We start from the raw sequence: 9,885 nt of genomic DNA, 5'->3' as shown, positions 1-9,885 counted from the left end.
TCTTCGCAAAGGGTCAGAAGAAGGCCAGACCAGGTCTGGCAACTGAAATCGTCAAGCGATCCGATGCGGCCAAAGGCTTCGAGTTGTTGCCACGCCGATGGGTTGTCGAGCGAACCTTCGCATGGCTCGGACGATGCCGTAGACTGGCCAAGGACCTCGAAAACCTGTCAAGAAATGCGCTTGCCTTCCTCAAATTAGCCTCCATCCGCCTCATGCTGCGAAGGCTATGTTCAAAATGAGAAAGTGTTCGGACGGACTCTTAGAATGAACAGCCTCTCTCGAATGGCCTGGAATGTGCTGGGTTAAACCTTGGATATTTATGAGTTGAACAGCGATCAAGCTCACTTTGCGGCCGTAAACTGCCATGCAGTTTTGCAAATGGACCGGCGTCAAAGCAGACCGGGACCTACACTGCGGCCGGCGGCACTTTGGGCCCATTGCAGACGTTGCCGCCCAACTCCACGAACCACTCAGTAAGGCAATTTCGAGTGTCACACGCCCACAACGGCCTCTTCACTCTTTCGCCTATTCGGACTGAAGTTCTGAATTCGCCGATATCCGGGCGCTCGATGGCTCCGGGTAATTCCGGGTTAAGTGGCGGTCAAGTCCACGTTCGGGCCATCGGCAGACAGTCCGCTGGTAGAGCAAACAGCTCTTACGCTGATATGTGAGCCCTCGATCTAAATCCCTGATAACTGCACCACGGGGACCAAGCCTCCGACGACCCCATTTGCACAGCTTGCCGGGGGCGTTCACCGGACTTTGGTCCCTGTCCGGCTGCCAAGGGTCTGACTTCTTTGGGTTGGTAAAACGCGCTATGAACGGGGATGATTTGCAAAGTAGATACGTCGGAGGCGCGGGCACTGGCCGTAGGCATAAGCCTTGCCGGGCAGTTTGTACTCGCGGCTGCCGGTGTACTTCTGTTTGGAATGTCGGCGATCGGCATCTGGGTGAGCGGACGCATCGAGGATTCCGTGATCCACAATGCAGCGGCGGCAACTGCGCTTTATGTCGATAGCATAATCGCACCGCTAACGCAGGAACTGGCAAATTCCAATAATTTAGGCGAAGGAGCGCGCCTTGCGCTTACAGAAACCCTCTCGCAGGGTGTTCTCAGTGAAAAACTGTTTGCCTTCAAGATATGGAAGCCCGATGGCACGGTCGTCTTCAGCAACGAGGATGGGGCGATCGGCAAGCGCTTTGAGATGACGGACGGACTGATAGCGGCCAAGGCCGGACAAATCCACGCCGAATTCGATCAGCTCGAAGGCCCCGAAAACGAATTGGAGCGGCAGAGCGGCATACCTCTGCTGGAAATCTACAGCCCGATCCGAGAGCCCTGGTCGGGTGACATCATCGGTATTGCCGAATTCTACGAGATTGGCGCAGATCTGCGCTCTGAGCTGACAAGTTCACGGCTACAAAGCTGGCTCATCGTCGGCGTGGTGACGGTGGGCATGCTCGCCCTACTGTTCGGCGTCGTCGCGCGCGGCAGCCGTCTCATCATCCGCCAGCGCGCGGCGCTTGACGAGAAGGTGGAGACGCTGTCCGCGTTGCTGGCGCAAAACGAGGCGCTGCGCCGCCGAGCAGACCAGGCTACCCACCGCACAGCGGACCTCAACGAACGCTACTTGCGACGTATCTCAGCGGAACTTCACGACGGACCGGCGCAACTGCTGGCCTTCGCGTCGTTGCGGCTCGGATCGATCTTTCCCCCTGGATCGACAGGTGATGATAGAGAGAGGGTCAGGACGGCACTCGATGATGCGATGCGCGACATCCGCAACATCTGCCGCGGTCTGACATTACCGGAACTGTATGGGCTTGGTATCGAGAGCGTTTTGAAGCGCGTCGTTGCCGCACATGAAAGTCGGACCGGAACACGCGTCGCCTTGCTCTGCAATCCAGTGCTTCCGGATCTGTCGAAAGCCGAAAAGATTTGCGCCTATCGCTTCGTCCAGGAGACGCTCAACAATGCCGCCCGCCATGCAGGGGGTATCGGCCAGCAGGTGACGGCTGCAGCGGTTGAGGGCGGGATCGAGATCGCAGTCAGCGACAAAGGGCCCGGCTTCGATCGCCACACCGCCGGTGAAGGCCTCGGCCTTCTGGGACTGGAGGAACGGATTGCCGGTCTTGGCGGTACGCTCAACCTCGTTTCGCAAAACGGCACGCGCCTGACTATGCGCCTGCCAGGGAAGACCATGCCATGACTGAAAGAGCCATCCGTATCCTGGTTATCGATGACCATCCGATGTTTCGGGAAGGCGTTTCGAGAAGTCTTTCGGAACAACCAGACATGAACGTCTGCGGTGAAGGGGCGTCCTCCGAGGAGGCGATCCGGCTTGACCGGGAGCTAAAGCCCGAGGTCATATTGCTTGATCTTTCCATGCCCGGTGGGGGGGTGCACGCCCTACGCCTTATACTCGAACAGTCGCCCGACGTGCGAATTGTCGTACTGACGGCGTCCGAGGCGGACGAAGACGTGTTGATGGCGCTCAGGTCCGGCGCGATCGGCTATGTCCTGAAAGGCGTTCCCGCCGCGACACTGATCGAAGTGGTTCGGGGCGCAATCATGGGGGAAAGCTATGTCTCGCCGGCACTAGCGGCACGGATCTTGGCTGAGCTGCGCACGGTGGCGCCGGTCATTGCTGGAAGGGAGAAAAGCGACAGCACACAGGACATACTGGCGAGCCTGACGCGTCGCGAAGAGGAAATTCTCAAGCTGGTGGCTGCTGGCAATAGCAACAAGGAAGTCGCCCGGCGGCTCGATCTGCAGGAAAAGACGATCAAGCACCATATGACCAGGATCCTGCAGAAGCTCAACGTGCGCAATCGGACAGAGGCCGCCATGCTGCTTCGGGACGCAAGTCACCCGTCATGACCGCTCCTTGTCGGGGAGATCGCTAGAACTTCGTGTAGTCGGACATCCTCGCCTTGCGGTTGATCACCACCCGGCCCGCCGGGTCGAACACCTGGTAGCGGCCATTGCGGATCTGAGCCCGCCATCCACCATCATATGTATGCCGGCGTTCCTCACCTTCCCTTCGCTTCCCGCCGTGACCGGAATCGTCGTTTCCGCGCTTGGCATCACGGGTATCGTCACCGCTACTGCCCTTTCCGCTGTGTGAGGAGGCGCCGGAATTATCGGACCCATCATCATTGTCGGAGCCATGCCCAGCGGAACCTGAATCGCCTGAGCCATCCGAGCCTGAATGATCGGAGCCTCGCCCGCCGGAACTGCCGTCCTTGGCCCATGCGTGGTGCGGGGTCGCCAGAAGCAGGGCCAAGCCGACGAACAGCAGAGCGGTGCGAAAGGCGGCACCATAAAATCTGGAATTTTGCGTCAAGATGTCCACTCCGTGCCATTGGATATCGTTCCAACCGGATCACCGGCGCATCCTAAAGGGCTGCGCCGGTGGATTAAACAATGTTCGAATCCGTGTCTGCATAGATCATTCGGTTTAGCTGCGGCGACCGCCATGATCGTCGCCGGTTGCGTCGTCCGATCCGCGGCCACGGCGGTTGTGGCCGGGCTGGTCGTCGGTGCCGCGACCGCGCCTGACATGGCCCGGCTTGTCATCAGTGCCCCGACCGTGACGGACATGACCTGGCTTATCGTCTGCGCTGCGGCGCGCGATCTGCGTTCCTTCCAGCTTCAGCAGGAATGTATGGTTCGGGCCGTCGTCACGGCCGCGGCCGCGGCGGATATGGCCTGGCTTGTCATCGGCGCCCCTCTTCACAAAAAGGACGTTGCGATGCTCGAGGCGGGTAGAACTTGCGGGGATATCGAGTTTGCCGCTCAAGGCAGCATTGGCAGGAATAGCGGGAGACAGGATGGCCAGCACGATCGCCGAGCGCAGGATATATTGGGTCATCGACATTGTATTGCTCCTCAAACTGGGTTTGGACTGATACCGAAGAAAGCCCTTTGGCATGTCACAGCGACATGATGCGCCCAGGCGGCATGCGCTGTGAACGGCCCTAAGACCTTATAGAGCGCAACAGGGACCTTGGTCCGGTGCTGACCAATTGGAACTCAGAAAGTCCGGCTCTTAACCGGACCTTTCAATTCGCACCTCCCACGTCAGGTGAACGAACGGAATGCGATGCATCAATTATCGGGGGAAATTCTCTTCATGTTGGTCTTCGTCCAAGGAGGCATGCAGCATTTGAAAAGCTTCACTCATTCGCCTGTTCGGACTGTCGTTCTGAATTAAGCGATATCCGGGCCGCTCGGCGGTCCCCGGTCTTTACGGGTTTGAGGCCGGTCAAGTCCACGTTGGGGCCGGGAGCGGACCGTCGGCTTGACGACGCCCTGCAGGCAAAGCTGACGTCGCAGTTCCTTCCGCTTAGGTCTGAGTTTGGGCCATTGCGGTCACCCACATCGGAGAAATCGTTGCGAATTCTCGCATTCGCGATTCGAGCCCGGTTCTCCAAGTTATAAGGGTAATTTCCAGCCGCAATGTCGGTGTTTGCGCGAAGTGAAGGCGCATGTCGGTCCTTGTCTGTAGACAAAAAATGGGCTCTCTAGGAACAATTCACGAAGATGCGGACAGGTAGGTCCGCCGGTTGTCATAGGAGCCGCTGTTGCAGAGTCTCAGAAATGGAACGTGGCTCAATAAGCCCACAAAAGCAGAAGCGTCGGAGATCGAACTTCTCGTAACGACTGACGCCGACACCGATTTCTGGCGAGAGACCCACTATGGCTTTGTCCGTGACAACGGGCACTTCTATGCATTCCAAACCGATGGCGATTTCACCGCCCAGGTTCGCGTCCAGTCACATTTCAAACATCTCTACGATCAGGCTGGCCTCATGGTCAGGATCGACGAAAGACGATGGGTCAAGACCGGCATCGAGTTCTCGGACGGATATGGCTTGCTGGGCAGTGTGCTGACGGATGAAGCCTCTGACTGGGCTACGGGGCGATATGACGGCAATCCATCGGATTTCTGGATAAGGGTGACCGTCCAGAGCGGCGTTTTAAGGATACAGGTATCGAACGATGGCAAGACTTGGCCACTGGTCCGCCTCTGCCCATTCCCAAAGATGGATCGTTATCTTGTCGGCCCCATGTGTTGCACTCCCGAACGGGAAGGCTTGGAAGTAAGATTTAGTGAGTGGCACCTCGGGCAGGTCTTGTGCAAAGACCTTCACGACTTGTCGTAGCCGCCGGAGCGCTCTTCATTTAGGCAGTCGCAATGTCCGGTGTTCGCCCGAAGCCGCCGATCCTCGGCCGCAGTTCGCTCAACCGATCACTAGCCCCCGCAAAAATCGGAGGCGACATTTCAATTCCTGAGACTCACAACGCGCTTAGCATCAGATGCGGTGTCCCATTTGATGTCTTGCGTACAGACATTCCGTGGATGTCGACCACACCTCTTGCTACTCGGCGCATGTTGGAAAAGCTGTCGAAGATAACGGTGTCCACCGGCTCATCGAAACGGACGGAGACCGAATAGTGCGGGCCCGAGGACGATATTGCGTTGATTTCGCCCTTGAAGGGTTGCCCGAGATACCGCCCCTGCACTCTTTGATGCAAATGGAACGGAGAGGGAGCGGCCTTGACCAGTCGGGCGGACAAAGTGTTCCAATCGCGCGCACCGTTCTGCCGGGCGACAATCTCCAGCGCCTGGGCATGGCCTAACACCGTTCCGTCACTGGCAAGTGCGTTCCTCAGAGATTTTGCGTGCGCCTTGGCTTCTGCGATAGTCCTGACTGTCATGACAGGTTCTCCACGGACCTCAGCCCGATACCGGCGTTTCCTCGCGCCTTAATCGCGGCAGCAAGCACAAGAGTTGCAATGATTGCGGCCACACCATCGGCCAACGGATAGGCGAACCAGATCGCATCCGCGCCCAGCATGGCAGCCGTTGCTGCGACGAGGACAGGCAAGAGTACAAAAGGCTTGACCATGGTCAGAAGAGCCGCGCGGGCCGGTTGACCGATGGCCTGGAAATAAAGCCCCAGCACAAGAACTGGCCCAGACAAAAGATAGATCGCAGCCATCGGCCGAAGCATTCGACCGACCTCGCCAATGACATCCGGATCGGCGACAAAGGCTGCTCCGACGACCGTGCCCGCACTGAACAGCAAAACCTCGACGGCAAGACAGTAGAGCAATGCGCTTGCTGCGGCGAGCCGAAGGACCGCATCCGAGCGGGCGTAAAGACGCGCTCCGACATTGTTGCCGACGATGCTCTGCATCGCCATCGCGATCGCCATGATTGGCAGAAAGGCAAAGCCGAAGATGCGTGTCACGATTCCGTAGGCGGCAATGGTCCTGGCATAGTCGGCACTGCCTGCAAGACGGAGGGCGAGAACCACGCTGGCGGCTGAAAGCGCCATTCCGATAAAACCCAGACTGACGGGTGCGCCCAGTGCAAGAATAGGCCTCCAACTGCCGGTCCAGCGGTTCTGCCGGAGACTGCTGAGCGGCATCATTCCGCCTATGAAGCGGCGCAGCCCAGCCAGAAGCATCAGACCAAGCGCCTGCGCCAGAACCGTACCTGCGGCTGAACCCGCAACACCGAGCTCCAGCACCACGACCAGAACGTAGTTCATCAGAATGTTGATGAGCGTGACCACAAGCGACAGGAGCGCCATCAATCCCGCCTGACCTTCGTTCCTCCAGGCATCGGCATGGACACCCAGCAGAAATTGTATCGGCGTTCCGAATACGGTGATTGCCAGGAAAACCCAGACCATTTCGGCAACCGGACCATTGGAACCCGCAATGCGTAGGGCGAAACTCCACCCGCCTGCACAGAAGACAACGATCAGCATTGACGCGATCAACAACGCGAGTCCATGAGCACCAGCGAATGTCGCGTTGGCAGCGTTACGGTCGTCGGCGCCAAGCTGGCGAGCCAGCAGGCTCGACATTCCGCCACTGACAAGGGTGGAAAGCGCGATCGACAGCATCAGGACTGGAAAGGCCATGCCGACTGCCGCCATAGCCTGCGCACCGACGAAATGCCCGAGAAAGACGGCGTCGATGATACCCAGCATCCCGTTCATCACCATGATGGCGACAATAGGAAACGCGGTGGCGGCAAAAATTCTGCCTGGCGAGGCAGTCAGAAAACGGTTCTCGGGCGATTGTCGCAAAGACATCACTCACTCCTCCAAAGAGGCATTTCGACTGTGATGGGTGCCTGCATTGCCACCGACGAAATGCTTCGAGGGTGAGAAAAATTGTCATATGCCGGGCTTTACCGTGACTTGCGTCTGCAGGCGGCAGGTGCTCGGAACCTTCCTCAAGACAATCACCAAAGCCAAATATAGTCAATAGAAGCGTGCATCAGAAATCTGCGCACGTCTGGGATAAGCCGTGCTTTGCAAAAGTGCGGATCAAGCGAGACTGGCCGTCTCACCTTCTGCAACGCAGCAGATCGACCGCACGCAATGAGGCAGTGACTGGTTTCAGGCCCGCGCGACGGTGACCTTTATGACCGATATGAAGGTAAAAAGCTGCCGCGCGCCCTATCGCTGCGGTACCGTAAACGTGGTGACAGAAAGCGGAAATCATTGCCGCCTGCCCCTCCCGTTGACTGATGCCCAAACCCAGGCCTCAAAGGTGGCATTCACGGTCGATAGCGGTCGGAAAAAACACAACGAATTCGGCGCTTCACCTCAACCATTGAAAATGGCAGTGAGAATACAGGCGCCGCAGCCAGCCGGTTTAAATAACAAATTCAAAACCATAGACGGCAAGCGCGGCGGCTTAGTCATACCGCCCCCTGTCGTGTTCGTGTTGCAGCCACTCCCCTGATTTACCACGTTTACCTGCTCACTGGACTGGCCCACGCGCCATGGAACGCAACGGGGCGACGGGGATCGGCTGGATAGATGAGGAAAGAATGAACTAGACGCAGGCCGCGCGCGCCGCGCGTTTGGTTTTTGTCGATCTGGTCGAGAGAGCAGCTTTGCTGAACAAGACAACCAGCATCTGAAGCAAGCTGCGCCGCTTCTTTCGTCGAAATGAAAACAGGGACTTTTCCATCGGGGATTTAGCGTGGGATGCGGCAGTTTCAGCCTGGCCGGTTTGCTGATCGTGTCGGCTCGGGGAGAACATCACTGTTCAAATCGACCTGCCTTGAGGGGCGACCCTCCTGCGTTCCGATGATGGTCCGTCGCTAAAAAGCTACGTTCAATACACCGCACATTCTTCGGCGAATTCCGGCATGCGCGGGGGCCAGCGATGACCGGAACAAAAACGTGTCATCGCCGTCATCCAGCCGCGATCAGCTCTTGGGGTCGCCGTCGAGGATCGAGGGGGTGGTGTCGCGGCGGGGCTTGGGGAAGAGGGTGGTGATGTTGGAGCCCTCGCCCTTTTGCCTGGCTTCGCCTTCGTGCCTTCGGCTGCGGGCCTGCAGGATGCGGTTGATGCGGCGCAGGAACTCGGCGCGCGGGTCGTAATAGGTTGGACGCTCGGGGATCTGCAGCTTGTATTCGAGAGACAGCGATTCGATCAGGTCGAGCGCACGGATGCCCAGCCGTGAAAAATCCTCTTCGCGACGCTCGAACAGCTCGTTGAAGGCGGGCGGGGCCACTTCCAGCGAATCGAGACCGTCAAGGACATTGCGGACCCGGTTCGGCATCCACAGGAGCTGCTCGGCCAGATCGGGCTGCAGCACGCTCCAGTCGACATCGCGCGGCAGATTGAGACGGGGATCATCGATATGGAAGATGAATTCGGACGGATCGGCCGGGTTGAATTCCGGGGTATCGCTGACGGCTGCGTGACAGGCGCCAACAAAATCGTCAAGCGCCACCACAGTGCGCACAGCCAGTTGCCGCGCTTCGAGAACGGAGCGCGCGCTCAAGGTCTGCCGTGCCGCCGAGCGCGACGACGCAGTCGACATCAGCCATCCGGCGATAACGCCGACCAAGGTGAGTCCGGCGCCGACGAAGACGGGTCCAGTTCCACTACCCAGAATCTCGTTCAATATGAAGTCCCTGCGTTCGAGCGATATTCAATATCTAGTGGCTTGCGCTGCAAACGACAAGTGACCACAGCGAGGGACAGCGTTGCATTCCTGACAGATCACGCCTTCTCGGCCGCACCTGCCCGGCCTCGGATCGCAGCAGCGTATCAGGCGAGCGCGCCCTGTGCCTGTTCGGCATAGGCATCCTGCAACTGGATCTGCACGGCCTGCATGAACAGGCGGGCCTGGAAAGCGATTTCAGCGTCGCTGACGCCGTTTGCCATGAGGGCGCCCCTGAATGCCACCATCTCGGTGCGCCAGAAACGATTGGCTGCTTCACCATGGATGGCCTGGAGCGCGTCCGCGCAACGCTTTACGTCGGCCACGCGCCGATCTGCCGGAAATTGTACGAGTGTCATCTGTTCTCCAACCCACCTGTCGAATCATATGGGATGGTTCCAACATCGCTGCCAGTCCTTCACAAAACCTAAACGCGCCGACCATGATCATCCGGATCGGGCCGGAAGGACAAAATTTCGTGCCCGTCGGCGCTCAGGCGCCGTATTCCGCGTCCGTGACCTTCTCCATCCAGTCGACGGCCTTGCCATCCAGCGTCTCCTGAATGGCGATGTGGGTCATGGCCGTCGAGGGTGCCGCGCCGTGCCAGTGTTTTTCGCCCGGCTCGAACCAGACGACATCTCCGGGGCGGATCTCCTCGACCGGCCCCCCGTGACGCTGGACCCGGCCGCAGCCGGCCGTGACGATCAGCACCTGGCCCAGCGGATGGGTATGCCAGGCGGTGCGTGCACCGGGCTCGAAGGTGACGGCGTTGCCGGCCGCACGGGCGGGTTCGCGCAGCGGAAATAGCGGATCGATGCGCACAGTCCCGGAAAACCAGTCCGCCGGCCCCGGGGCCGATGGCTGCGAACCGCTTTTCTTGATCTCCATGGTCATG

The 9,885-nt window shown here is 58.8% G+C and carries 12 protein-coding genes; 5 read left to right on the top strand and 7 right to left on the bottom strand.

Translation table 11 applies throughout. The features are described 5' to 3' along the window. From AX760_RS07365 to AX760_RS07355, 3 genes are all read left to right on the top strand, one after another. Nucleotides 1-239, top strand: a 239-nt coding sequence (locus AX760_RS07365; protein WP_139276435.1) for a transposase, incomplete at its 5' end; no start/stop codon positions are given. Nucleotides 240-827: 588 nt separating this feature from the next. After that, complete coding sequence (locus AX760_RS07360; protein WP_083531115.1) at nt 828-2,210, top strand: sensor histidine kinase; 1,383 nt, start codon at nt 828-830, stop codon at nt 2,208-2,210. Further along, complete coding sequence (locus tag AX760_RS07355; RefSeq protein WP_071832338.1) at nt 2,207-2,881, top strand: response regulator; 675 nt, start codon at nt 2,207-2,209, stop codon at nt 2,879-2,881. The genes AX760_RS07360 and AX760_RS07355 overlap by 4 nt, the downstream gene beginning before the upstream one ends. A gap of 22 nt (nt 2,882-2,903) precedes the next feature. Here the strand turns inward: AX760_RS07355 and AX760_RS07350 are convergent, their stop codons facing one another. Both AX760_RS07350 and AX760_RS07345 read right to left on the bottom strand, forming a co-directional pair. Then, nucleotides 2,904-3,347, bottom strand: coding sequence for a hypothetical protein (locus tag AX760_RS07350; protein WP_139276080.1), 444 nt, complete (start codon nt 3,345-3,347; stop codon nt 2,904-2,906). A gap of 114 nt (nt 3,348-3,461) precedes the next feature. Beyond that, the gene (locus AX760_RS07345) at nt 3,462-3,881 is read right to left on the bottom strand and encodes a hypothetical protein (protein ID WP_071832336.1); all 420 of its coding nucleotides are present in this window, start codon (nt 3,879-3,881) and stop codon (nt 3,462-3,464) included. A 706-nt stretch (nt 3,882-4,587) separates the two neighbouring features. Here AX760_RS07345 and AX760_RS07340 point away from each other — a divergent pair. Further along, on the top strand, nt 4,588-5,169 hold the full coding sequence (locus AX760_RS07340; protein ID WP_071832335.1) for a DUF1349 domain-containing protein: 582 nt from the start codon (nt 4,588-4,590) through the stop codon (nt 5,167-5,169). 133 nt (nt 5,170-5,302) lie between these two features. On the opposite strand, the gene AX760_RS07335 is transcribed toward AX760_RS07340, so the two are convergent. Next, a complete protein-coding gene (locus AX760_RS07335; RefSeq protein WP_071832334.1) occupies nt 5,303-5,725 on the bottom strand; it encodes a glyoxalase superfamily protein in 423 nt (140 codons plus the stop codon). Next, nucleotides 5,722-7,116 (bottom strand): MATE family efflux transporter, encoded by a 1,395-nt coding sequence (locus tag AX760_RS07330; protein ID WP_071832333.1) that lies wholly within the window; start codon nt 7,114-7,116, stop codon nt 5,722-5,724. The genes AX760_RS07335 and AX760_RS07330 overlap by 4 nt, the downstream gene beginning before the upstream one ends. Nucleotides 7,117-7,450: 334 nt before the next feature. On the opposite strand from AX760_RS07330, the gene AX760_RS26680 reads away from it, so the two are divergent. Then, nucleotides 7,451-7,774: a hypothetical protein gene (locus tag AX760_RS26680; protein WP_139276082.1), complete on the top strand. Its 324-nt coding sequence runs from the start codon at nt 7,451-7,453 to the stop codon at nt 7,772-7,774. A 472-nt stretch (nt 7,775-8,246) separates the two neighbouring features. On the opposite strand, the gene AX760_RS07325 is transcribed toward AX760_RS26680, so the two are convergent. The 3 genes from AX760_RS07325 to AX760_RS07315 form a co-directional block, all read right to left on the bottom strand. Further along, the gene (locus tag AX760_RS07325) at nt 8,247-8,951 is read right to left on the bottom strand and encodes a hypothetical protein (protein WP_071832332.1); all 705 of its coding nucleotides are present in this window, start codon (nt 8,949-8,951) and stop codon (nt 8,247-8,249) included. A 146-nt stretch (nt 8,952-9,097) separates the two neighbouring features. Further along, nucleotides 9,098-9,349, bottom strand: coding sequence for a DUF6074 family protein (locus tag AX760_RS07320; RefSeq protein WP_071832331.1), 252 nt, complete (start codon nt 9,347-9,349; stop codon nt 9,098-9,100). A gap of 133 nt (nt 9,350-9,482) precedes the next feature. Continuing rightward, on the bottom strand, nt 9,483-9,878 hold the full coding sequence (locus tag AX760_RS07315; RefSeq protein ID WP_071832347.1) for a (R)-mandelonitrile lyase: 396 nt from the start codon (nt 9,876-9,878) through the stop codon (nt 9,483-9,485). Between the last annotated feature and the right edge of the window lie 7 nt (nt 9,879-9,885).

The organism is Pararhizobium antarcticum (genome assembly GCF_001885585.1).
Lineage (GTDB): Bacteria > Pseudomonadota > Alphaproteobacteria > Rhizobiales > Rhizobiaceae > Pararhizobium > Pararhizobium antarcticum.
Note: the sequence above shows the minus strand (reverse complement) of the source record. Positions and strands in the feature narration are given on the sequence as shown.